Origin of the sequence: Actinosynnema sp. CA-299493 (assembly GCF_050946825.1) — a bacterium.
Lineage (GTDB): Bacteria > Actinomycetota > Actinomycetes > Mycobacteriales > Pseudonocardiaceae > Actinosynnema.
In genome coordinates this window covers 7,228,492-7,250,411 of sequence record NZ_CP191993.1, presented here as the reverse complement: position 1 = coordinate 7,250,411, position 21,920 = coordinate 7,228,492, and the positions used below count along the sequence as shown (strand labels likewise).

General features: G+C 73.7%; 25 protein-coding genes. 11 read left to right on the top strand and 14 right to left on the bottom strand.

The genetic code is table 11. The features are described 5' to 3' along the window. Positions 1 to 5: 5 nt before the first annotated feature. The gene (locus tag ACQPYE_RS30455) at positions 6 to 794 is read left to right on the top strand and encodes an energy-coupling factor ABC transporter ATP-binding protein (protein WP_498723015.1); all 789 of its coding nucleotides are present in this window, start codon (positions 6 to 8) and stop codon (positions 792 to 794) included. Positions 795 to 819: 25 nt separating this feature from the next. On the opposite strand, the gene ACQPYE_RS30450 is transcribed toward ACQPYE_RS30455, so the two are convergent. From ACQPYE_RS30450 to ACQPYE_RS30435, 4 genes are all read right to left on the bottom strand, one after another. Further along, on the bottom strand, positions 820 to 1,953 hold the full coding sequence (locus tag ACQPYE_RS30450; RefSeq protein ID WP_498716315.1) for a lytic polysaccharide monooxygenase: 1,134 nt from the start codon (positions 1,951 to 1,953) through the stop codon (positions 820 to 822). A gap of 141 nt (positions 1,954 to 2,094) precedes the next feature. Beyond that, on the bottom strand, positions 2,095 to 3,405 hold the full coding sequence (locus ACQPYE_RS30445) for an MFS transporter (RefSeq protein WP_498716312.1): 1,311 nt from the start codon (positions 3,403 to 3,405) through the stop codon (positions 2,095 to 2,097). A gap of 113 nt (positions 3,406 to 3,518) precedes the next feature. Continuing rightward, positions 3,519 to 3,938, bottom strand: a complete 420-nt coding sequence (locus ACQPYE_RS30440; RefSeq protein WP_498716309.1) for an SRPBCC family protein — start codon at positions 3,936 to 3,938, stop codon at positions 3,519 to 3,521. Positions 3,939 to 3,967: 29 nt separating this feature from the next. Next, a complete protein-coding gene (locus ACQPYE_RS30435) occupies positions 3,968 to 4,573 on the bottom strand; it encodes a uridine kinase family protein (RefSeq protein ID WP_498716307.1) in 606 nt (201 codons plus the stop codon). A 417-nt stretch (positions 4,574 to 4,990) separates the two neighbouring features. On the opposite strand from ACQPYE_RS30435, the gene ACQPYE_RS30430 reads away from it, so the two are divergent. The 5 genes from ACQPYE_RS30430 to ACQPYE_RS30410 are packed head-to-tail and all read left to right on the top strand — an operon-like array spanning position 4,991 to position 8,144. Then, complete coding sequence (locus ACQPYE_RS30430; RefSeq protein WP_498716306.1) at positions 4,991 to 5,461, top strand: hypothetical protein; 471 nt, start codon at positions 4,991 to 4,993, stop codon at positions 5,459 to 5,461. Then, positions 5,458 to 6,684, top strand: coding sequence for a PPE domain-containing protein (locus ACQPYE_RS30425; protein WP_498716305.1), 1,227 nt, complete (start codon positions 5,458 to 5,460; stop codon positions 6,682 to 6,684). Before ACQPYE_RS30430 ends, ACQPYE_RS30425 begins: the two co-directional genes overlap by 4 nt. After that, a complete protein-coding gene (locus tag ACQPYE_RS30420; protein ID WP_498716303.1) occupies positions 6,681 to 6,947 on the top strand; it encodes a WXG100 family type VII secretion target in 267 nt (88 codons plus the stop codon). Before ACQPYE_RS30425 ends, ACQPYE_RS30420 begins: the two co-directional genes overlap by 4 nt. Further along, positions 6,940 to 7,578 (top strand): hypothetical protein, encoded by a 639-nt coding sequence (locus tag ACQPYE_RS30415; protein ID WP_498716301.1) that lies wholly within the window; start codon positions 6,940 to 6,942, stop codon positions 7,576 to 7,578. Before ACQPYE_RS30420 ends, ACQPYE_RS30415 begins: the two co-directional genes overlap by 8 nt. Before the next feature lie 29 nt (positions 7,579 to 7,607). Then, complete coding sequence (locus tag ACQPYE_RS30410; protein WP_498716300.1) at positions 7,608 to 8,144, top strand: hypothetical protein; 537 nt, start codon at positions 7,608 to 7,610, stop codon at positions 8,142 to 8,144. Here the strand turns inward: ACQPYE_RS30410 and ACQPYE_RS30405 are convergent. Next, entirely contained in the window at positions 8,071 to 8,820 is a 750-nt protein-coding gene (locus ACQPYE_RS30405) for a helix-turn-helix transcriptional regulator (protein WP_498716298.1), read from the bottom strand. The genes ACQPYE_RS30410 and ACQPYE_RS30405 overlap by 74 nt on opposite strands. A gap of 72 nt (positions 8,821 to 8,892) precedes the next feature. Between ACQPYE_RS30405 and ACQPYE_RS30400 the strand changes: the two genes are divergently transcribed. Further along, positions 8,893 to 9,642, top strand: a complete 750-nt coding sequence (locus tag ACQPYE_RS30400; protein WP_498716297.1) for an ESX secretion-associated protein EspG — start codon at positions 8,893 to 8,895, stop codon at positions 9,640 to 9,642. Positions 9,643 to 9,758: 116 nt separating this feature from the next. Here the strand turns inward: ACQPYE_RS30400 and ACQPYE_RS30395 are convergent, their stop codons facing one another. Genes ACQPYE_RS30395 through ACQPYE_RS30380 form a run of 4 tightly spaced genes read right to left on the bottom strand, consistent with a single transcriptional unit; the run spans position 9,759 to position 12,062 of the window. Further along, entirely contained in the window at positions 9,759 to 10,013 is a 255-nt protein-coding gene (locus ACQPYE_RS30395) for a hypothetical protein (protein WP_498716296.1), read from the bottom strand. Continuing rightward, on the bottom strand, positions 10,001 to 10,279 hold the full coding sequence (locus ACQPYE_RS30390) for a YbaB/EbfC family DNA-binding protein (RefSeq protein ID WP_498716294.1): 279 nt from the start codon (positions 10,277 to 10,279) through the stop codon (positions 10,001 to 10,003). Before ACQPYE_RS30390 ends, ACQPYE_RS30395 begins: the two co-directional genes overlap by 13 nt. Further along, positions 10,276 to 11,298 (bottom strand): CHAP domain-containing protein, encoded by a 1,023-nt coding sequence (locus ACQPYE_RS30385; protein ID WP_498716293.1) that lies wholly within the window; start codon positions 11,296 to 11,298, stop codon positions 10,276 to 10,278. Before ACQPYE_RS30385 ends, ACQPYE_RS30390 begins: the two co-directional genes overlap by 4 nt. Further along, positions 11,298 to 12,062 (bottom strand): type VII secretion target, encoded by a 765-nt coding sequence (locus tag ACQPYE_RS30380; protein ID WP_498716292.1) that lies wholly within the window; start codon positions 12,060 to 12,062, stop codon positions 11,298 to 11,300. The genes ACQPYE_RS30385 and ACQPYE_RS30380 overlap by 1 nt, the downstream gene beginning before the upstream one ends. Before the next feature lie 90 nt (positions 12,063 to 12,152). Between ACQPYE_RS30380 and ACQPYE_RS30375 the strand changes: the two genes are divergently transcribed. Together ACQPYE_RS30375 and ACQPYE_RS30370 are read left to right on the top strand one after the other, a co-directional pair. Then, positions 12,153 to 13,499 (top strand): replication-associated recombination protein A, encoded by a 1,347-nt coding sequence (locus ACQPYE_RS30375; RefSeq protein WP_498716290.1) that lies wholly within the window; start codon positions 12,153 to 12,155, stop codon positions 13,497 to 13,499. A 41-nt stretch (positions 13,500 to 13,540) separates the two neighbouring features. After that, positions 13,541 to 14,269: an SAM-dependent methyltransferase gene (locus ACQPYE_RS30370; protein WP_498716289.1), complete on the top strand. Its 729-nt coding sequence runs from the start codon at positions 13,541 to 13,543 to the stop codon at positions 14,267 to 14,269. Between the two features lie 96 nt (positions 14,270 to 14,365). Here ACQPYE_RS30370 and ACQPYE_RS30365 read toward each other — a convergent pair whose 3' ends face one another. From ACQPYE_RS30365 to ACQPYE_RS30345, 5 genes are read right to left on the bottom strand one after another with little or no spacing between them, the layout of a single operon-like run. Next, complete coding sequence (locus tag ACQPYE_RS30365) at positions 14,366 to 16,114, bottom strand: IucA/IucC family protein (protein ID WP_498716288.1); 1,749 nt, start codon at positions 16,112 to 16,114, stop codon at positions 14,366 to 14,368. Next, complete coding sequence (locus ACQPYE_RS30360; protein WP_498716287.1) at positions 16,104 to 17,384, bottom strand: lysine N(6)-hydroxylase/L-ornithine N(5)-oxygenase family protein; 1,281 nt, start codon at positions 17,382 to 17,384, stop codon at positions 16,104 to 16,106. The genes ACQPYE_RS30365 and ACQPYE_RS30360 overlap by 11 nt, the downstream gene beginning before the upstream one ends. Continuing rightward, on the bottom strand, positions 17,381 to 17,959 hold the full coding sequence (locus ACQPYE_RS30355) for a GNAT family N-acetyltransferase (RefSeq protein ID WP_498716286.1): 579 nt from the start codon (positions 17,957 to 17,959) through the stop codon (positions 17,381 to 17,383). Before ACQPYE_RS30355 ends, ACQPYE_RS30360 begins: the two co-directional genes overlap by 4 nt. Next, on the bottom strand, positions 17,956 to 19,605 hold the full coding sequence (locus ACQPYE_RS30350) for an IucA/IucC family protein (RefSeq protein WP_498716284.1): 1,650 nt from the start codon (positions 19,603 to 19,605) through the stop codon (positions 17,956 to 17,958). The genes ACQPYE_RS30355 and ACQPYE_RS30350 overlap by 4 nt, the downstream gene beginning before the upstream one ends. Beyond that, entirely contained in the window at positions 19,602 to 20,984 is a 1,383-nt protein-coding gene (locus ACQPYE_RS30345) for a pyridoxal phosphate-dependent decarboxylase family protein (RefSeq protein WP_498716282.1), read from the bottom strand. The genes ACQPYE_RS30350 and ACQPYE_RS30345 overlap by 4 nt, the downstream gene beginning before the upstream one ends. Before the next feature lie 268 nt (positions 20,985 to 21,252). On the opposite strand from ACQPYE_RS30345, the gene ACQPYE_RS30340 reads away from it, so the two are divergent. Both ACQPYE_RS30340 and ACQPYE_RS30335 read left to right on the top strand, forming a co-directional pair. Then, positions 21,253 to 21,648, top strand: a complete 396-nt coding sequence (locus ACQPYE_RS30340) for a DUF948 domain-containing protein (RefSeq protein WP_498716280.1) — start codon at positions 21,253 to 21,255, stop codon at positions 21,646 to 21,648. Continuing rightward, positions 21,645 to 21,914 (top strand): hypothetical protein, encoded by a 270-nt coding sequence (locus tag ACQPYE_RS30335; protein ID WP_498716279.1) that lies wholly within the window; start codon positions 21,645 to 21,647, stop codon positions 21,912 to 21,914. Before ACQPYE_RS30340 ends, ACQPYE_RS30335 begins: the two co-directional genes overlap by 4 nt. Positions 21,915 to 21,920 lie beyond the last annotated feature (6 nt).

Sequence of the window (21,920 nt, the reverse complement as noted above, 5' to 3'; positions counted from 1 at the left end):
GCCGGATGCCCGATGGCGCGGGCGGTGGCGGCGGCGAAGCGGTGTCCGTCGAGCCGGGGCGGTCCGCGCCCGCGTTGGTGGTGGAGAAGCTGGCGTACGCGTACCCGGACGGCCGCCAGGCCCTCTACGGGGTGAACCTGCGGGTCGAACGCGGTGAGCGCGTCGCCGTCCTCGGGCCGAACGGCGCCGGCAAGACGACGCTCGCGCTGCACCTCAACGGCGTGCTGGGCGGTGGGTCCGGCCGGGTCGAGGTGGCCGGGCTGCCGGTGGAGAAGGCGCACCTCAAGGAGATCCGCCGCCGCGTCGGCCTGGTCTTCCAGGACCCCGACGACCAGCTGTTCCTGCCCACCGCGCGGCAGGACGTGGCGTTCGGCCCGGCGAACTTCGGGCTGCGCGGCGCGGAGCTCGACGAGCGGGTGGCCCGCGCGCTGGCCGCCGTGGGCATGGCGGACTTCGCCGACCGGTCGCCGCTGCACCTGTCCGGCGGGCAGCGCCGCCGCGTCGCGCTGGCCACCGTGCTGGCCTGCGACCCCGAGGTCCTGGTGCTCGACGAGCCCTCGGCGAACCTGGAACCGGTGGCCCGCCGAGAGCTGGCCGAGGTGCTGCTGGGGTTGGACCGCACCATGCTCATGGTCACCCACGACCTGCCCTACGCCTTGCAGCTGTGCCCGCGCAGCGTGGTGATCGACGGCGGTGTCGTGGTGGCCGACGGACCGACGCGGGAGCTCCTGGCCGACACCGGGCTGCTCGCCCGGCACCGGCTGGAGCTCCCGTTCGGGTTCCGCCTGGAGTGATCCCCGAATCAGCCCGACAGGGGGACTACGGGCTGGTGCAGGACACCGTGGGCAGCGAGTTGGCGCCGGAGTAGTTGGCCGTGAAGCCGAACTTCACCGATGCCTCCGGTGCCACCGAGCCGTTCCACGCCGCGTTCTTGACGATCACCTGCGAGCCGGAGCCGGACTTGACGCCGCTCCACAGGCTGTTGATCGCCTGGTTGCCGCCCCACGTCCAGGTGGCGGTCCAACCGTTGTACGCGCTCTTGCTGTGGTTCATGAGCTCCACCTCGGCCTGGAAGCCGCCCGACCACGCACTGGTGATCTTGTAGATCGCCATGCAGTTCGCGCCACCCGGCTGGGTGGGCGTCGTGGGAGTGGTGGTGGTCGTCGACGTCGGGGTCGTGGTGGTGGTCGACGTCGACGTGGTGGTCGTGGTCGTCGTCGTGGTGGTGGTCGTCCCACTGCCGTCGCCGACGCCGGTCTCCTGGCCGTTGCCGCCGTCGAACACGACGTCGGAGCAGTTGTAGAACGTCTCGGTGCTGTCCGAGCGGGTCCACACCGAGTAGACGATGTGCCGGCCGGACTTGCCCGAGGGCAGCTTCGCGTTCCAGTAGTACTTGCCCTCGACGCTGCCCACCGCGCCGCTGTCCGGCGGGTTCGTCACGCTGTCGAACGGCGTGCTCTCCAGGTCGCTCCACGCCAGCGACCGGGTCGGGCTCCAGCTGTCCTTGGTGATGTACAGGTCGAACCTGCCGGGGTGCGCGGCCCACTTGTTGTAGGTGATGTTGAAGTTCGCGCCGGCGGTCAGGTGCGTCACCGGGTAGTCGTTGCGCGCGATGTCGAACCCGGAGAACGTCGGGTTGCCGCCGCTGCACAGCTTGCCGTCGGGGATGAAGCCGCTCATGCGGCCCGCGCCGTCGGACCTCAGCACGCCGAACCAGTTGTAGAGCGCGTTGGTGCCGCCGGCGGACACCGCGGCCGCGCAGGCCGGGTTCTTCGGCTGGATGCTGCCCTGCGGGCTCAGGCCGTCCTTCCAGCACAGGAAGGTCCGGCTGCCGGGCGTCATCATGGCGCCGTGTGCGGACGCCGCGGTCGGGCTGATCACGTTCACGAGCGTCGCGATCATCAGGCCGGCCACACCGGCCGAGGCCAGCGCGATCCATCGTCGGGCCGTCACGTCGTTCACCTCCTCGTTGAGGTTCTGGGAGCGCTCCCAGGAACAGGTGTGACTGTAACCTCGCGCACCTCGATCTGTGAATGGGCGACTACACAGTGCATCTCAGCGGCGCAGCGCGTGCGGCCCTATGGACGCGGTCGGCTACACCCGGACGCGTGCACGCCGCATCCGGCGTTTCGCGGGGCGCGCTGGGCCGTGCGGGTGACCCGGGTGGCCCGGGTGGCCTGCGGGCGGCGCCGGCTGGTGCGGCCTGCGCAGCACGCGGTGCGCCATCGCGGTCCGGTGGTGCGCGGGCGCGGCCAGCACGGAAGCCGCGAACACCGTCGCGATCAAGGTCGACGCGCCCGCCAGCACCAGCGTCTCCGGCGCGCCGATCCGTTCACACAACCAGCCGAGCAGCGGCGCGCCCACCGCGCCCGCCGCCGCGCCGACGGCCGAGTTGACCGCGAGCAGCCTGCCGCGCATCCCGTCCGCCGTGTCCAGCTGGACGCGGGTGCTCATGGTCGTGTCGATGACGACCGCGCCCGCCGCGATGGGCAGCAGCACGAGCGCGAAGCCGAGCGTGCCCGGCATCAGCCCGCTGGTCACCTGGAGCAGGCTCGTCGCGCAGGCGACCACCAGCAGCAGCCGCACGGTCAGCGCCTTGCGCGCCGCCGCGGCCAACCCGCCCACCACGGTGCCGATCGCGAACACCGTCGACAGCAGGCCGTACGCGGTCGCGTCCGCGCTCATCGCGGCCATCGTGACCTGGTAGTTGCGGCCGAGGCTGGACAGCGTGAAACCGAGCGCGAACAGCAGGAGCAACCGCCCGCTGGCCGCCACGTACCGCAGCCCGGCGACCACCCCCACGCCGTCGTCCGGGCTCTTCGCCAACGGGTGCAGCTCCGCGCGGCGGATGGTCAGCACCGCGCCCATGACGGCCAGGAAGCTCACCGAGTTGATCAGGAACAGGGCGGGCGAGCCGAGCGCGGCGGCCAGCACGGCGGCGCTGCTCATGCCCAGGATGCGGCCGGTCGAGCTGAGCACCGAGCCCAGCGCGACCGCGTTGCCCAGGTCCTCCCGCGGCACCACCTGCCCGCCGAACCGGCCGAGCGCGGGCAGGTCGAACACCGACACCAGACCGGCCGCGAACGTCAGCGCGAACACCGCCCCGATCGGCGCGCCCTGCCACACCACCAGCGCGAGCACCGCGGCCAGCACGGCGTGCATGGCCTGGCAGGCGAGGATGATCCGGCGCACCGGCAGCCGGTCGGCCAGCGCGCCGGCCCACGGGCCGAGCAGCACCGACGGCAGGGCGCCCAGCAGCACCGAGACGCCGACCGAGGTGGCCGAGCCGGTGCGGTCGAGGACGACCCAGTTCAAGCCGATCAACTGCATCCACGAGCCGGTCACCGAGACGAGGTCGGCGAACGCCCAGCGACGGTAGTTGCGGCTCCGCAAGGCGCGGAACATCGAAGCTCCCTTGAAGGTGATCCGGGGCCTCGACGTGCGGACGTGCCCAGGTGAACGGCGTTCACACTAGGTGTCGCTTTTCCGCGTTCAAACCTGATGATCAGTGAAAACAGTCACGTGACGCTCTGTGTCGCCAGCGCTGCGAGCCGGCTCAGCGCCTGGACGAGGTGCTCGTCGGTGATCTCGTGCGCCTCGCCGCCGACCGCCGCGTGGTGCTCGCCCGTGACGTCCAGGTGCAGCACCACGCGGCTGCGGCCCGGGCCCTCGTCGTCCACCTGGAGCCAGCCGGAGTAGCCGCCGCCCTCCAGGTCGCCCCACTCCAGCCGGCGCTGCTCGGCGTCCTCGGCCAGGTAGCCCTCGGCCTCGTCGATCTCGTCACCCATGGACACCCGCCCGGTGACCCGCTCGGGGCCGCTCGGCTCGACCTGGAGCCCGTCCGGCAGCCACGCCTCCATCGCGGTCACGTCCCGGGCCAGGTCGAACACCACCCGCGCGTCGACCGGCACCGTCTGCTCGTGCTCGAACTCAGCCATGCCGGCAGCAGTACCCCGGCGCGTCCCGGTTACACCGACGCGGGCGCCATGCCCCCGATCGTGGCGAGCCGCACGTGGTGCGGGCGGGCCGGGCGCATGCCCGCGTCCACGCACCGGCGCACCACACCGGCGTGCTCGCGCAGCAGCCGCAGGCCTCGGCGGGCCAGGAGCGGCACCGGCTTGCGCGCCTCGGCCACGTCGCGGGCGAACCGGCGGGCGAACGTCACCAGCGCGTTCGGGGCGAGCACGATGGCGTCGGCCAGCACGCCCGCTTCGCGGCAGCCCGTCACCAGGCGGTCCGCGAACAGGCCTTCGGCGATGAACAGGCCGGGTGCGGTCACCGTGCGGCAGCCGACCCGGCGGTCTTCGCCGAGCACGTAGACGGGCGCCTCCACGGTGCCGGTGGTGGCCAACTCGACCACGGCGGCCAACGCGTCGGAGGTGTTCCAGGACCCCTCCGCATCCCAATCCGCCCGACCGGTCTCGTCACGGGGGAGCAGCGGGTCGTCGCCCTCGCGGTAGTAGTCGTCGAGCCGCAGCACGGGCAGGCCGAGGTGGGCGGCGAGGGTGGACTTGCCCGAACCGGAGGGGCCGGCGAGCAACACGGCGCGCGCGTGAACGGCAGGTGACGGCACGGGTACCAATCCTCGCACACCCCCACCACTCGCGGTCCCACCCGCCACTGGCCCACTCAACCGCCACCGCCACGCTCATCGGCTCGCATCGGTGCCGCCTTCCGACTTCCGCCCGCCGCCAAGTGGTCCGCCGGAGCCCTCCGCCAAGCGATCTGCTTCGCCGTTAAACGCATCGCTGCGAAACTTGCCGCGTCGTTGCGCTCTTTATCGGGTTTGGCGGACCGCTGCCGCGCCGCCCACCGCTCATCGGGTGCCGACCGGGGGCAATTGCCGCTACTTGCGGCCGATCTGCTGCTGCGGCGGCGGTCCATCGCGGGGTTGCTGCGGTGTCGCTTGCCTTGTCCGATCGTGCACCGCCGTTGCTCCCACTGTGCACCCGCTCTGGTCACCCGCACACCGGCGCACCACCATGTGTCCATGGTCGTCAGGGTGCGCGGCGTCGAGGACGCCAGGCGGATGCGTGAAGAGCTGCGCGATGAGCAGCGCGGGTCGGACGCGGACGCGGTCGCGATGTCGGTGGTGGCCGGGCCGACCGGCGCGGGCGCGGCGGGCGTGGTGGCCGAGGGCGGTGACTTCATCGAGCTGGACCTGGCCTCCTTCACCACGGCGGTGTCCGACCTGGAACGGCTGCACGGGGTGCTGACCGAGCTGCTGGCCCGCGCGGACCGCGAGATGGACCAGCCGCTCGGCGACGGCAGGGGCCCGGTCGCGCTGAACATGCGCCGGGCGTTCGGCCTGCGCGGCGGCGACGTCGGTGGCGGTGTGCGCACGGCGCTGCGGTCCTACGTGCGGGAGCTGGCGCTGCTGCGCGACTCGCTGGAGCAGGTGGGCAAGACCCAGCAGGCCCAGGACGACCAGGTGCGACAGGACTTGGGGCGGCTGCGGTGACCGAGCGCAAGGGCGGGTACTGGTCGGACTTCCACGACCACTCGGCGGCCACGCGCCGCCGGCAGGGCAAGCGCGTGCGGCAGCGCCAGGCCAACCGGGAGCCGGAGAACTTCGGCAAGATCAACTGGCGCGCGTACACGCACCGGCAGCTCTGGGACATGGTGAAGTCGGCCGACGCCGCGCAGATGGCCACCCGCGCCTACGAGTGGCAGCGGCTGGCGGCCGACGTCGACCAGGCGACCGCGGACGTGCAGAAGATCGTGCAGAACCTCGTGCTGTCGTGGCGGGGTCCGTCGGCGGTGGCGGCGGCCGAGTCGGTGTCGGAGCTGACGAAGTGGGGCGCGCGGTCCTCGGGGCACGCGTTCCAGGTGGGCGACGGGCTCGACGGCTACACCTCGGCGGTCCAGGAGGCGGCCCGGGCGATCCCCGAGCCGGTGCACCCCGACGCCGAGAAGTGGTTCCGCGCCGGGTACGACGTGACCACGCTCGACGGTCCGCAGGGCGCGTACATGCTCAAGCAGCTGCTGGACGACCACCTGCCGGACAAGCGCGAGCAGCAGGAGGCCATGGACCGGGCGGTCCGGGTCATGGAGCAGTACGAGGCGGCCAGCCACGGGATCGGGCGCGAGCTGCCGGTGTTCGACGAGGCCCCGGCGGGCACCCGACCGGTGGACGCACGACCGACGTGGACCCAGCCGCAGACGCCGCCGTCGGACCAAGGGCCCGTGCCGCCGCCGTGGAGCGCGCCGCCTCCGGTCCAGCAGCAGCCCGGCGACCCGTCACCCCTCCAGCCCGGCGTGCGGCCCGAGGGCACGACGTCCGTCGCGGCCGCCGGCACGCCCGGCCCCGGTAGCGGCTACGGCGGCCCCGGCGGGTTCGGCTCGCAGTCCGGGTTCGGCCCGGGCGGCGGCTCCTCCGGCCTCGGCGGCGGCTTGGGCGCCGGCCCGGGTGGCCTGGGCGGAGGCCCGGGTGGTGGCGCCGGGCAAGGCGGCTTCGGTCCGGGCGGCACGTCCGGCGTGCTCGGCGCGGTGCCGGGCGGCGCGGCGGCACGTGGCGGCGTCGGACCGGTCGTCGGCGCGGGCGGCCCGCAGGGCTTCGGCATGTACCCGCCGGTGGCGCCGGGCAACCGCGAGGACGACGGCGAGCACCGCAACCGCTACGACCTCGGCCTCGACCTGCTCGACGACCTGCCGCCCGCGTTCCCGCCGGTGCTCGGCGAATGAGCGGCGGCTACCAGGTCGACCCGGACGAGCTGGCCGCGTTCGCGGGCCGGTTGGACGAGGTGGCCGACGAGGTGCGCGCCGTCGCCTCCGCGCTGGAGCAGCCGTCGGGCGACCTCGGGCCGGAAGGCGTCACCGAGGCGGTCGACCAGTTGGTGGCCGAGTGGGCGGGCGTGGTGCGCGGTGTGGAGCTGGACGCCGTGGCGGACGCGTTGCGCGCGGCGGGTGAGACCTACCGGCAGGCCGACGAGCTGCGCCATGACTGACTACCGGGGTCTGGGCTTCGATCCCGCGCCGGGCCACGCGGGCGCGGTGGCGGCGGCGAGCGAGCGGTTGTCGGTTGCGCTTACAGTCCCCGACGCGCCACCGGAACCGTGGCGGGGCGCGGCGGCGGACGGGTTCAGGACGCGGTTGGAGGCGGTGGTGTCGGAGCTGACGGCGGTGCGGCGCGCGATGCGGGCGGCGGCCGAGGTGCTCGACGGCTGGGCCACCACGCTGCTGGGCAACCAGCGGCGTGCCGAGGAGCTGGACCGGCGCGCGCTCGGTGTGCGGCGCGCGCTCGCGGAAGCGTCCGACGAACTCGACCGGACCGGCGCGATGGCGTCCTTCACCGCCGCCGACGGCGAGGCGCACGACCGGGCCGTGGCGCGGCACGACGAGCTGCGCCGTCAGCTGGACGACGTGCTGGAGGAGGCCCGGCTGCTGGAGCGCGACCACCGCGCGGAGGCCAGGCGGGTCGCGGACCGGCTGCGCGCGGAGGAGTCCTCGACGGTCGTCGCGGACACGCTGACGAGCTTCTCGTCCCTCACCGCCGAACTGGCGTCCGTGCTGCTCGGCCCACCTCGGCCCGCGTCCACCAGGGGCGCGGCGGCGGCGTTCCGGGCGGGCCTGGGGTGAGACTCGCTCCCGTGCCGGGGGTGACCCCGGTGGCACTCGGCACCCCCGAACGCACCGCGGCGGAGCTGTTAGCCGTGCTGCGACGACTCAAAGGCACCCGTGACCCGGGGTTGGAGGTGTCCGCCACGCAGGCCGCGGAGCTGGCGCACCGGCACGGCGCCGGCCTGCTGGCCGTGGTCGAGCACCGGGACGCGGACCCCGCGCTGCTGATGGCGGGCGTGGTGGCGGTCGACCGGCCCGCCGACCCCGACGAGCTGGGCTTCCACCTCGACGGCCCGTCGATCCGCGAGGTCACCCGCGGCGAGACGGCGACCGGCTACCCGGTGGTGATCGTGGAACGCATCCCGGTCGCCGGGCCGGGCGCCCAGCTCCAGGTCGTGGTGAGCGACCCGGACCACCCGCGGATCGCGGTGTTCACGCTGCACTCGCCGACCGGGCGCGGCTGGCTGGAGGTGGCGGGCATCGCGGGCCGGTTCGTCTCGGGCGTGGAGTTCAGCGGCTACGGAACTCGCTCGGCGTCCGGCCGACCACCTGGCGGAACGTCCGGGAGAAGTGAGCGGCGCTGACGAACCCGCAGTCCTTGGCGATCTCGCCGATGCCGCGCGCCGCCTTCGCCGGGTCGGCGAGCAACGCCTTGGCCCGGTCGATCCGCAGGCCGCGGATGCGCTCGGACACGCCCTGCCCGTCGTCGAAGAGCTGGTAGAGGCGGCGGCGGGAGATGAACAACGCCTCGGCGACCCGGTCCGCGCTCAGGGCCGGGTCCGCCAGGTGCTCGCGCATGTACTCCAACGCTTCGCGCCGTCGTGCGACCAGGGAGTCCACGCGTTCCAGCTCGGCCCGCAGCGCGCTGCGCAGCACGAGTTCGGCCAGGCCGAGCAGGTGGTGGGACAGGCCGTGCGGGTCGAGGGCGTGCGCGGCGGCGAGCACGTGGGCCACCGCGCCGGAGAACACGGCGTCCAGCGCGGCGTCCACCGGGACCGGCCGGAACATCAGCGGTTTGAGCTCGCCGAAGCCGACGGTGAGCCGTGCCTCGGCCACGGTCAGCATCACCACGTCGGGCAGGACGTGCAGCGCGCAATCGGGAAACCGAAGCGCGGCGCCGTTGCCGGGCACACCGCCCGAGAGCGTGCAGCCGACCAGCAGCTGGATGTGCTCCGGGGTGGTCGCACCCCCGCTGAGCGCTGCTTTGGCCGCCGCCGCGCCGGAAGCCCGCACAGTCAGGAACCCGCCGGCGACGTCCACGGGGAGCAGCGTAACCACCGGTGTTGGCCAACCGGCCGCGCGAGACGCCGCCGGGCGCTACCTTCTGGCGTCATGGCGCGACGTTCGACGACCGCGGTCCTCCTGTCCCACCTGGAGTTCGACCTCTTGTGGGAGGACCTGGGCGTGGGTGAGCCGCCCTACCCGCTCGAAGTGCCGTCGCACGGCGAGACGATGGACGACCGGGACGCCCTCGGCGCGGAGGTCCTCCGCACGCTGACCGAGGCGGGGCTGGCCGACGGCGCGGACGTCTCACCCGAGCTGGAGGACCTGTTCGCCCTGCTCGCGCACGGCGAGGTCGCGGTGGACGCGCTGGTGTTCCGCCCGTACCCGTGGCGGGTGCTGGCCACGGCCAGGGGCGGGCACGGCGTGCTGGCCGTGCTGAACGACCGCGAGGTGGCGCTGGAGCCGATCACCGACCTGGCGTCCGCGATCACGCGCGTCATCGGCGACGCGCCGGCCGGCCCCGGCGAGCAGGTGCGGATGCCCAGGTCCGCGTTCTCCGCCGCGATGGACGCCTACGCCCAGTCCGGCCACGCCGCGCTGGAACGCACCCTCGCCCAGGCGGGCATCACCGGCCGCGCCACCCGGTCGATCACCACGCTGGTGGACTCGCCGCGCAAGTCGACCGGTCAGCTGGCCGTCACCGGTCCGCGGGGCCGTTCCCGGGTGCTGAGCTGGACCGAGACCGCCGCCGGCCGCTACGCCCTGACCACCGAGGAGTCCCACCACACCGAGTGGGTCCACCTCTCACCCGCCGACACGCCGTGGCTGACCCGCCACCTGACCGCCCTGCTGACCTGAACGTAGGACTCCCGCGAGAGTCCTACGTCCAGAACGCGAGAGTCCTACGTCCAGAACGCGCGTGTCCTACATTCGGACCGCGCGTGTCCTACGTTCGGAACACCCGAGTTGAACGCTCAGGACGTCAGCAGGTCCGGTGGGACGACGTCCGCCAGGATCGCCACGCCCTCGGCGACGGCGGCCGCGGCGGCCTCGTCGGCCAGCTCGCGGATCACGCCGGCCAGCTCGGCGGGCCGCAGCGCCAGCGCCTCCCGCGTGAACGACAGGTCCACCGGCTTCCCGTGCAGGTCGACCACCACCGTCACGCCCGACGCCGAAGCCTCCCGCCGCACGGCGTCCAACCGCTCACCGAGCCCCATCACACCCGCCACGTCTCGGGAGTCGTGTCCTCGACCGACTCCACCAGCCTCGCCCGCACGTCCAGCCCCAACGCCGACACGTCGTCACCGACCACGTGCCGCGCCCGCGCGTTCGCCCGCGCCGTCGCCGTGTCGACCAGCGCCAGGATCGCCCGCGCCAACCCCGTCTGCCCCAGCCGCAACGACCGCGAGTCCAGCGCGAGGTCGAGCAACCCGCCGCCGGGACCCACCTCCACCACGATCCCCGTGTCCGGGTCGTGCGCGTTCCCCGTGATCACGACGGGTGCACCCCTCCGTAGAACGTCGCCGAGCTGAGCCGGTGCGTGTTGCGCCGCACGCTGTCGCCCGAGTTGCCCTCGATCAGCGTCACGGTCCCGCCCGAGACCTTCTCCACGATCCCGATGTGCTTGCTGGTCGCCGGGCTGCTCGGCCCCGACCCGAACAGCAGCACGTCGCCCGGCTTCACCGCGCTCAACGACGTGTACGCCTGGCCGTGCTTCTGCCCCCACCGGAACACGTCGCCGGTGAACGGCAGCAGCGGGATGTCCACGCCCGCCTTGCGCCACATCGCCGTGGCGAACGACGAGCACCACGCCGCCGTCGGCCCGTAGGGGTTGCGGTTGCTGCCGGGCGGGTTCTCCCGGGTGCCCAGCTCACGCCGCGCGGCCGAGATGATCGTCCGCGACCGGCCGCGGGCACGGGCGCGGGACGGCTTGGTGCCGCCCCGGGTGCGTTCGGCCCGGCCGTCCGCGACGCCGTCGTGCTCGACGTCCTTCTCCACCGCGCGCAGCCTGCGAGCGGCGTCCTCCAGCTCGCCCCGCACGTGCCGGACGGCCTCGGTGGTCTCCTTGGTGTACTTCGGCTCCAGGTCGGCCGCCTGCGCCACGGCCTTGAGCAGCGCGGCCTGCGTGCCGACGGCCTTGCCCGCGTCCAGCAGCCGGGACGCCTTGTCGAGGTACTCGTCCACGGCCTGCCGCGCCCGCGTGTGCCCGGTCGTCAACGCGCTCGTGACGCCGGCGACGATCTTCTCCGCGTCACGGGCGGCGTCGGCGGTGACCCGCAGCTGCCTGCCCAACCGGTTCGAGCGCTGCTCGAAGCCCTGGGAGTGGTCGCCCTTCCAGTGCTCCAGCACGGTCTTGGCGGCCTTGCGCTGGTCCTCGTGCCCGTCGGTGAGGCCGGTCGCGGTCTGGTGCAGCGCGTACTGCACCTTCACCGCGTCCTCGGCCTTGCCCGCCAACGAGTTCCGGTGGCCGATCATGCTCTCGGCGAAGTGCCGGGCCATCGCTCGGGTGTCCACTACCCTTCCCCTCCGCCGCTGATCCCGCCGCGGAACGAGCCGGCGATGTCGTCGTCCTGCTCCTTGTACGCGCGGGCCGAGCGGCCGGCGGACGTGGCCAGCGCGTCGGTGTTGTGCGCGACCGCCTTGACCTGCTTGCGCAGCGCCGCGCCGAAGTTGTCCAGCGCGTCGGCGAACCCGGACTGCTTGCCGATGCGCCCGAAGCTGTCCTCGGCGACCTCCCGCACCTCGCGCACGTGCCGCCGACCGAGCGCGGTGAGGTCGTCGGCCGAGTTCCGCGTCCGCCGCGCGTAGTCCCTCAGCACGCCCACGTCCACGGAGAACCCGCCGCCGCGCGAGCCGCCGCCCTGACCGGAACCCCCGCCGGAGCCCCCACCTGACCCGGACCCGCCGCGCTTCAGGGCCTCGACGCCCCGCCGCGCCTCGTCCAGGTGACGCTTGTACGCCCCATTGGTGTAGGTCGACCACGGCGTCCACGACCGGCCGTCCCCGGAGATCTCGTTCGCCGCACGGGCGTTCTCCGCCGGGTCGAACAGGTCCCGGTTGGACTCCAACCCGAACTCGTCCCGCCGCGCGGGGCCCATCGACCCCAGCATGTTGATCTGCCACAGCCCGTAGGAGTTGTCCGGCGGGGTGGCGTTGTGCGCCCGCGGGTCGCCGCCGGACTCGGCCAGCGCGACCGCCACCGCGATCGTCAGGTCCTGCCCGCGGAACCCCGCGTCGTGGGCGTGCCGGGCGATCTGCTCCGGACTCAGCTTGCTCATGCCGTCACCCTGCACCACCCGCGACCTGCGGCGGAACCACCGTTGCACGCTCGGACAGCGGCAGTGCACAAGGGAGCTACAGTCGAACACGTGAACGAAGGGCTGTTCGACGACGGCTTGTTCGGCGTCGACCCGGAGGAGAAGGCGGCGCGCATCGCCGCCAACGCGCCACTGGCCGTGCGGATGCGCCCGCGCACCCTGGACGAGGTGGTCGGGCAGGACCACCTGCTCGGGCCGGGCGCGCCGCTGCGCAGGCTGGTCGAGGGCTCGTCGCCCGCCTCGATCATGCTCTACGGCCCGCCGGGCACCGGCAAGACGACGCTGGCCACGCTCGTCTCCCAGGCCACCGGCCGGCGGTTCGCCGCGCTGTCGGCGCTGTCGGCGGGCGTGAAGGAGGTGCGCGCGGTCATCGAGGAGGCCCGCCGCCGCCTGGTCCGCTCCGGCGAGTCGACCGTGCTGTTCATCGACGAGGTGCACCGGTTCTCCAAGACCCAGCAGGACGCGCTGCTCGGCGCGGTCGAGGACCGGATCGTGCTGCTGGTCGCGGCGACCACGGAGAACCCGTTCTTCTCCGTCGTGTCACCCCTGCTGTCCCGGTCGCTGGTGCTGCAACTGCGGCCGTTGACCGACGACGCGGTGCGCGTGCTGGTCAAGCGCGCGGTGGAGGACGAACGCGGCCTCGGCGGCACGGTCGCCGTCGAGCCGGACGCCGAGGACCACCTGGTCCGGCTGGCCGGCGGTGACGCCCGGCGCGCGTTGACCGCCCTCGAAGCCGCGGCGGACGCGGTCGGCGACGGTGGCGTGCTGGACCTGCCGACGTTGGAGGCGACGGTCGACAAGGCCGCCGTGCGCTACGACCGGCAGGGCGACCAGCACTACGACGTGACCAGCGCGTTCATCAAGTCGATCCGGGGTTCGGACGTGGACGCCGCGCTGCACTACCTGGCCCGGATGATCGAGGCGGGCGAGGACCCGAGGTTCATCGCGCGGCGGCTGGTGATCCACGCCAGCGAGGACGTCGGCATGGCCGACCCGACCGCGTTGCAGACGTGCGTGGCGGCGGCGCAGGCCGTGCAGCTGATCGGGCTGCCCGAGTGCGCGCTGAACCTGGCCCAGGCCACCATCCACCTGGCCACCGCGCCCAAGTCGAACGCCGTCACGACCGCGATCGGCGAGGCCATGTCCGACGTGCGCGAGGGCGCGGTCGGCTCGGTGCCCGCGCACCTGCGCGACGGCCACTACGCGGGCGCGGCCAAGCTGGGCAACGCCCAGGGCTACCGCTACCCGCACGACGTGCCGGAGGGCGTGGTGACCCAGCAGTACGCGCCGGACGACCTGGTCGGCCGGGACTACTACCAGCCGACGGGCCGGGGAGCGGAACGCGTGCTCGCCGACCGCCTGCCGAAACTGCGCAAGGCCGTCCGCGGCCAGGCGTAAATCCATTTCCGATCCGTCCTGGTTCTGACACGGTGTGCCCCGTGACAGACGTACCGCTGAACGGCCACGCCCTGCTCGACTTCAACTCCCCGCTCTCGGACGGGAAGGCCTACGACCTGATCGGCAGCCTCCACCTGCGGCCGGGCGAGCGGGTCGTCGACTACGGCTGCGGCTGGGCGGAACTGCTGCTCAGGGCGGTGGAGCACGAGCCGAACGTCCGTGGCCTCGGCGTCGACAGCGACGACTACGCCATCACCCGCGGCCGGGCGAACGCCGAGGCCAGGGGCCTGGCGTCCCGCGTCACCCTGGAGCCGGCCGACGTCACCACGTGGGAGACCGGGCCCGCCGACGTGGCCATCTCCATCGGCTCGTCGCACGCGTGGGGCGGCACGAAGCAGACGTTGGCCGCCATGCACGCCCGCCTCCGCCCCGGCGGCACCCTGCTGCTCGGCGACGGCTTCTGGGAACGGCCGCCCAACGCCAAGTCGGTCGAGCTCTTCGGCGAGGACGAGTTCGGCACCTTGTCCGACCTGGTCGACCTGACCACGGCCGGCGGCTACCGCCTGCTCAACCTCGCCACCGCCACCCCGGACGAGTGGGACAGCTTCGAGTCCCGCTGGTGCGCCTCCCGGGAGCGCTGGCTCTTGGAGCACCCGGACCACCCGCAGTCCGCCGAGGTCCGCTCGATCGTCGACGACCACCGCGACGCCTACCTCAAGGGCTACCGGGGCCACCTGGGCTTCGCCTACCTGACCCTGGCCCGCCTCTGACCCTCCGGTCGCCTCGTCCGGCCGGGGATACCGGACGAGGCGACCGGGTCCCCTTCGCCCACGGGCGGTCGAGCGCTTGGCGTGCCGGCATGACGCTCACCAACCGTCCACCGGCGGGATCGACGGTGCGGCGTGCAGGGGATTGGGCAGGGTGTCCGTCCGCGGGACCGGGGGGCGGGCGGTCAGGTCTTGGTAGCCCAGGGTGATCCGGTAGCTGTTGAGGGGGTAGCGGAGGAAGGTCGGGGTGGTCAGGGAGCCTTCGTCCATCCGGGTCGCCAGGTCCGGGAAGCGGGTGCGGTAGGCGTCGACCTCGCCTCGGACCAGGCCCCAGAAGCGGTCTGCCGGCAGGGGAAGCAGGGTGGACAGCGGGCGGAAGACGCCGATCAGCAGGGCGTCCACGATGTACTGGCGCAGGATCGGCCACGGTTTGCGCGGCAGCACGGGGTCGTGCGCGTCCGGTTCCAGGCCACGCGCGGGCACCCGCTCCACCGACACGTTCACGTCGTCCACCAGGTCGAGCAGCGCCACCCGCACCGGCACGCCATCGGCATCCGTGATCACGACGACGTTCTCGCCGTGCGGGTTGAACGTGATCCCGTACGTGTAGAGCACGTGCAGCAGCGGCCGGAACAACGCGCGCAGCAGCGCGGCGAACCACACCGCCGGGTCGGTGTCACCGATGTACTCCAGCACCAGGGGCCGACCGGCGCGGTCCACGTGCAGCAGGGCCGCCAGCGACCACGAGCGCTCACCGGGCCGCAACGCCACCGGCTCGCGCCAGATGCACCCCATCGTCTCCAGCCACTGGTACGGCACGGCGCCCGCGCGTGACAGCCGCGGGTGCCGGACGGTCACCGAGGCCACCTCGCCCAGCAGCTCCGTGCCCCACTCGCCGATCAGCTTGTCGGTCGCCCACAGCCCCGAGAGCCACTGCGTGACGACCGGCGCGGCGAGCGTGCAGTGCGGCGGGATGCCCCGGTACACCGACGTGTTCAGCACCCGCAGCGGCAGCTTGACCTGGTACCGCTCGGGCGAGTCCACGTTGGACATGGTCCGGACGGCCTGGGTCGGCAGGTGCCAGTCCGGCGCCTCGCCCAGCTCCACGATCGCGCCGGTGGCCAGCTCCGGCGCCCACAACGTCCGCACGACGTGGTCGAGCTGCCACGGGTGCGCGGGCAGCCACACGTACGCCGCCGGGTCGACCCCCGCCTCCCGCAACGACTCGGTGAACCGCTCGACCGTCACCGGGTCGAGCTCGTGCGCCCGCACCGACGACTCCGACAGCGACGACGTGCCGCGGAACTCGGCGAGCCCCCGGTGCACGGCCAGCCACGGCAGCCGCACGGGTGTGCGTGCCTCGGGGCTGTACCGCGCCAGGTCGTCCGCGGAGAACCCGACCCGCCCCTTGTTCGCGATCAGCCACGGGTGCCCGGTCAGGTGCCCGTCCAGCTCCGCCCGCGGCAGCGAAGCCAGCTCCGCCACCGGCCGCGCGGTCGACGCCAGCGCCACGTCGGCGGCCAGGGTCGCGGTCACCTCGGCCAGGAAACCGGCGGTCGTGGCCGGGTCGACCCGCAGGTGCCGGAACGCGTCCACCACGAACAGCTGCACGTCGTCGCACGGCTCCACCACGTCGTCGCCGAGGATCCCGGACGCCGCCCGGCGCACCGACCCCGGCTCCACGACCCACCCGCCGAACGCCGTCCGCGTCGCCGAGAACGTGTAGACCGCGTCCTCGAACCGCAGCTCGCGGCCACCGGTCGGGGTCAGCAGCCCTTCGAAGCACAGCTCGCCGATCGCCTTCGCCAGCAACGCCGCCGAGCACTCGCGCCACAGGTCAGTCACCATCGTCTCCAGGTGCGGTGAAGCTGGTGTAGGCGGTGTGCCCCGGCAGCGGGTAGACCTCGCGGCCGGTCACCGCGTTGACGATGGTCGCGTTGCGCACCGCCCCGATGCCGAGGTCGGGCGCGGCCACGCCGTGGCTGTGCAGGTCGGCGTTCGCCACGAACACCCGGCCGGTCACGGACGGGTCCAGCTCGATCGAGTGGTCCAGCGCCACGACGTACCGGCCCCGGGCGTCCCGGCGCACGTGCGGCTCCAACGGCTCCAGGAACGGCGTCGGCGCCTGCGCGTACCCGGTGGCGGCCACGACGAGGTCCGTGCGGTGCCGGAACGTCCGCCCGGTGTCCCGGTGCGCGCACTCCAGCACGACCTCGGCACCGGAGACCGACGACGACACCACCGCCACACCGGGCCGCAGCTCGACCGGCGCGAGCCCGCGCTCCCACTCCCGCCGGTACAGCAGGTCGTGCAGCTCCTCCAGCGTCTCCGCCGAGATCGCCCGGTAGTGCCGCCAGTGCTCGGCGCGCAGCGCGTCCCGCCGGTCCTGCGGCAACGAGTGGAAGTGCCGCACGTACGCCGGCGTGGTCATCTCCAGCACCAGCTTGGTGTAGTCCAGCGGCGCGAACACCGGCGTGCGGGTCAGCCACGTCACCGCCGGACCGCCGGCCAGGTTGCGGCGCAACAGGTCCAGCACGATCTCCGCGCCCGACTGCCCCGACCCCACCACGGTCACCCGGTCGGCGGACGACGACCGGTGCAGGTAGTCCGAGCTGTGCACCAGCCGGTCACCCAGCCCGGCCAACGCGGGCGGCACGGACGGCGTGGTGCCGACCCCGAGCACCAGGTGCCGCGCTTGCACCGAGAACCCCGGCCCCGACACCACGAACCGGCCGTCCTCCCACCGCGCCGACGTCACCTCGTGCGAGAACCGCACCGGCAGCCGCGCCGCCGCCCACCTCAGGTAGTCCTCGTACTCGCGCCGGGTCGGGTGGAACCTCTCCCGCACGTAGAACGGGTACAGCCGGTCCGCGTCGCGCAGGTAGGCCAGGAACGACAGCGGGTGCGTCGGGTCGACCAACGTCACCAGGTCGGCCAGGAAGCTCACCTGGAGCACCGCGTCGGGGAACATCACCCCGCTGTGCCAGCGCAGCTCCGGGCGCGCCTCCAGCACCACCACGTCCAGGTCGTCCACGGTGGACGCCAGCGCGGCCAGCCCGAGGTTGAACGGCCCGCACCCGATCGCCACCACGTCGGTGACCGCGCCACCGGGGCTCATCGCGTGCGCACCATCAGCAGGGCGACCTTGTCCGGCAGCAGCACCTCGCCGACCGGCGCGAACCCGCTCGCGGTGAACGACGCGATCGCCCGCCGGTTGCGCACGTCCGGCTCCAGCAGCACCCGCGTGCACCGCGGGTCGGCGTCGAACAGCGCCGCCGTCACCTCCGGCAGCAGCCGGCGCACCAGCCCCTGGTCGGTCATCGACAGCTCGCCGACGGCGACGTGCAGCCCGAGGTCGTGCGGCCGGGCCTGGTAGACCTCCGCCACCACGTCCCGCGCCGCCCGGTACACCTCCAGGTAGATCACCGGGTCCTCGCCCCGGCTCACCAGCACCGGCAACGAGTGCCGCCCGGACAGCTGCCGCCGCAGCTCCTCGTCCCACTGCTCGCGCGGCCACGCCTGGTGCCAGAACGCGACCACGTGCGGCGACTGCATCCAGCGGTGCACCAGGTCGAGGTCGCGGGTGTCCGGGTCGACCACCCGGGCCCGCCAGTCGCCGGCGAGCACCGGCAGCGGGGGAGCGGGCACGGCCGACAGGTCGTCGGTCCGCCGGTAGGCGTCCAGGTGGCTCACCGGGCGCACCTGCCCTCCCGCAACGGGTTGGGCGCGTCGAAGTACACCGACTGCGCGTCCAGCGGCGCGAGCACCTCGTCGATGCCCTCCAGCCTGGTCAGCAGGTTCGCCTTGCACGGCAGCTCGTCCGCCTCCAGCCACCGCCGGGCCAGCCGGTCGCCGTCCGGGCCCGCCTCGGCCAGCGAGGGCAGCGCCGCCTCCAGCCGGGCCGCCAGCACGCCGAGCAGGTCGCGCTCGTCGGCCAGCCCCTCCACCCCGATGCAGCCGATCACCGCCAGCGCCTGGTTGCGCAGCAGGTAGTAGGTGAGCCGGTCGTCCACGACCGCGTCGTCCACCACGGCCAGCGTCGACTCCTCGGCCCCCAGCCGCTCCAGCACCCTCGGCAGGTGCGAGGACGCCAGGTAGTAGCCCTGGTTGTCCCGGTAGCGCCCGCCGACCACCCGGCCCGCCGGGTCCAGCCGCACCAGCGTGTTCTGCTGGTGCGCCTCCAGCCCGATGCCGGTCTCCGCGTACAGCCGCAGCATCGGCACCAGCACGCGGTCGGTGTAGTCGGCGACCCAGCGGGCCGCGTCCAGCCGCAGCACCAGCTCGCCCAGCAGGGAACGCCCGATGCCCGGCCGCGGCGCGACCATGCCGGCCAGGCACCGCGAGTCGCCGATGTCCGCCGGCACGTCGCGCACGGCCACGTCGAGCCCGGTGACGTCGCCGCCCTCGTCCACCGCGAGCCAGGCCGGGTCACGCACGACGCTGAACTCCGGGTGCGCCTTCTCCGTGCCGGCCGCGTAGCCGGACTCCAGCAGCAGGTGCACCTCCGAGCCCCGGCGCAGCTCGGTCGACGTCGACTCGCGCCGCGAGTTCGTGATCCGCAGGCCGAGCGACAGCTTCAGCATCACCGGCGCGCCGGTCCGGTACACCGTGCGCAGGCTGGAGGTCGGCGACCAGGCGGGCCCGAACTCGCCGAGCGGCTCCAGCAGCCCGCGCGAGACCAGCGACGCGATCCGCGGCCTGCCCAGCAGGTCGTGCGCCTGCCACGGGTGCGCGGGCACCAGCACCCGGCCGGGTTCGGGGGCGCGCCCGGCCAGCGTCGACATCAGCGTCACCGCGTCCGGACCGGACACCGAGCCGTGCGACACGACCTCCCGCGCGGCCGAGAACCAGAACAGCGGGAACGAGCCGCGCAGCTCCGGCGCGTACCGGGCGTCGTCGGCGGCGGACAGGCCGTCGCGGCTCTTGGGCGCGGGGTGGTGCAGGTGCCCGAGCATCAACCGCTGCTCGCTGTCCAGGAACCGGTCCGCCGGTCCGACGGGCGCACGGCGCCGGTAGGCGACGTACCCGGCGACCCGGCGCACCGACTCGGCGGTGCGCTCGACCAGGTCGGCCGCGTCACCGCCGAGCTCCGCGCCCACCAGCGCCGCCGCCACCACGGGGTCGGCGGGTCTGCCGGCCAACGTCACGGTGCCGAACCGGTGCCGCCCGGTCGGCGACGCGTACCGCACCTCGGCTTCCAGCGGGAGCCCCAGCACCTCGATCCGCACCAGGTCCGTCACCGGCACGTCCCGCTCCCGCACCCAACAGCGCAACAACGCCTCCAAGTGCGCGTGCTCCGCGGTCGACCGGGGGTCTCCTTCCAGCGGATCGCGTGTCATGCGGCTCCTTCCACGAGTCGTTCGGCGGCGGAACCCGCATCGCGGACCAGTGCCAGCAGCGCGACCAGGTCCGCCTCCCGGGCGTTCGGGTTGAGCAGGGTCAGCTTCAGGCACGTCGCCTTGTCCACCTCGGTGCGGCCGATCAGCGCCGCGCCCGCCCGCAGCAACGCCCGGCGCAGCCGCGCGTTCACCTCGTCGGCCAGCGACTCGTCGGCGGGCCGGTAGCGGAACACCACCGTGGTCAGCGTCGCGCCGCCGACCAGCTCGAACGACGGGTCGGCGGAGATCAGCGCGGCGGCGTGCCCGGCCAGCTCGTGGCACCGGTCCACCAGCGCGCCCAGCCCGGCGCGGCCCAGCGCGAGCAGCGTCGCGGCCACCTTCACCGCGTCCGGCCGGCGCGTGGTCTGCAACGACCGGCCCAGCGCGCCGTCGTAGCCCTCGGCCCGGTCGTCCTCCGGGTTCAGGTAGGCCACCGAGCGCTCCAGCGGCCCGAACAACGACGCCGAGCGCACCAGCAGCACGCTCGCCGCGGCCGGCTGCCAGCCGATCTTGTGCAGGTCCGCGGTCACCGAGTCGGCCAGCGCCAGCCCGTCCACCAGCCCGGCCAGCTTCGCCGAGAACAACGCGCCGAAGCCGTAGGCGGCGTCCACGTGCAGCCACGCGCCGTGCTCGCGGGCGATCTCCGCCACCTCCGGCAGCGGGTCGACCGAGCCGAAGTCCGTGGTGCCCGCGGTCGCCACGACGGCCACCGGCGTGCCGCCCGCGCGCAGCACCGCCGCCAGCGCGTCCGGCCGCATCCGCCGGTGCGAGTCCACCGACACCGTGCGCACCGCGCGCTCGCCGAGGCCGAGCGCCGCGCACGCCCGCGCCACCGAGAAGTGGGCGAGCTCCGAGCAGAGCACCACCGGGTCGGGCAGCGCGCCCACCCCGTCGGCCCGCACGTCCAGGCCGAGCCGGGCCGCCGCCGCGTCCCTGGCCAGCAGCAGCGCGGTCAGGTTCGACAGCGTGCCGCCGGGGGTGAACACGCCGTCGGCGTCGGCGTCGAACCCGGCCAGCCGGGCGAGCGCCGCCACCACCCACCGCTCCACGGCGAGGGCGGCGGGGCCGGAGTCGTAGGTGTCCAGCGAGGCGTTGCCCGCGCCGGCCAGCGCGTCCGCCGTGACGGCGACGGCCAGCGGCGGCGGCTGGAGGTGGGCGGCGGCGAACGGGCTCGTCAGGTCGACACCGCCCTCGGTCAGCACGGTCGTGACGCGGGCCAGCGCGGCGTCCGCGCCGATGCCGTGCTCGGGCACCTCGCCGAGCACCCGGCGGGCCCTGGCCAGCACGTCGGCCGGTCGGCCCGGCGGGATCGGTCCTCCGGAGGGGCTGACGGCGAACACGACACCTCCGACGATCGACTAAGGCTAGGCTTACCTCATCTACTCGGCGTGGTGCGTGTCAAGCCCTCGGTCACCATCCGTGCTGTGACGATCACTCGCGTCACCACGCTAGCCGCCGCGACCACGATCGAATCGACGCCAAATGGGGGGTCTTGGGGAGGCGTCCCACCAGGTGGCACAGCCGTGCCCCGATCTCGTTCGGAGGCCCCGGCGCGGTCGCGGTAACCTTGGCCACCACCTTGAGCCGTGCAATCCACCAGGAGGATCCGTGTCGCCAGGGCAGATCGCCGCGCTGGTCGCCGCCGGCGCGTTCGTGCTGCTTGTGCTCCTGCTGGCGATCCCGTTGATCAAGCTGGGCCGGACGCTGGACGAGGCCACGATCGCCATCCGCAAGGCGCACCTGAACAGCGACCCGCTCTTCACCGGCGCCAACACGACGATCACGCACGTGAACACGCAGTTGGAGCGGGTGGACGGGATCACCGCCAACGCCCGCGCGGTCACCGGCAACGTCTCCGCGCTCACCTCGCTGTTCACCGCCACGCTGGGCGGGCCGCTGGTCAAGGCCGCCGCGCTGTCCTACGGGGTGAGCAAGGCCATCCGCGCCCGGCGCGCGACCAAGGAGATCTCCAGCAAGCACACTCGACGCAGGGGCAGGCGATGAGGCGGCTGTTCTGGTTCGGGCTCGGCATCGCCGCCGGCGTCTTCGCCACCCGCAAGGCGAACCAGGCCGCGCACGCCGCCACGCCCGCGGGCATCGGCGAGAACGTCGGCCAGGGCCTGCGCGAGCTGGCGGGCGCCCTCGGCTCGTTCGGCGCCGAGGTGCGCGCCGGGATGTCGGAGCGCGAACAGGAGTTGCAGGACACCGTGGAACGTCGGACGGGCTTCACGCCGGGTCGGCGAGCGCGCGGGGCGGACGACGCCGAGTAGGTCGTT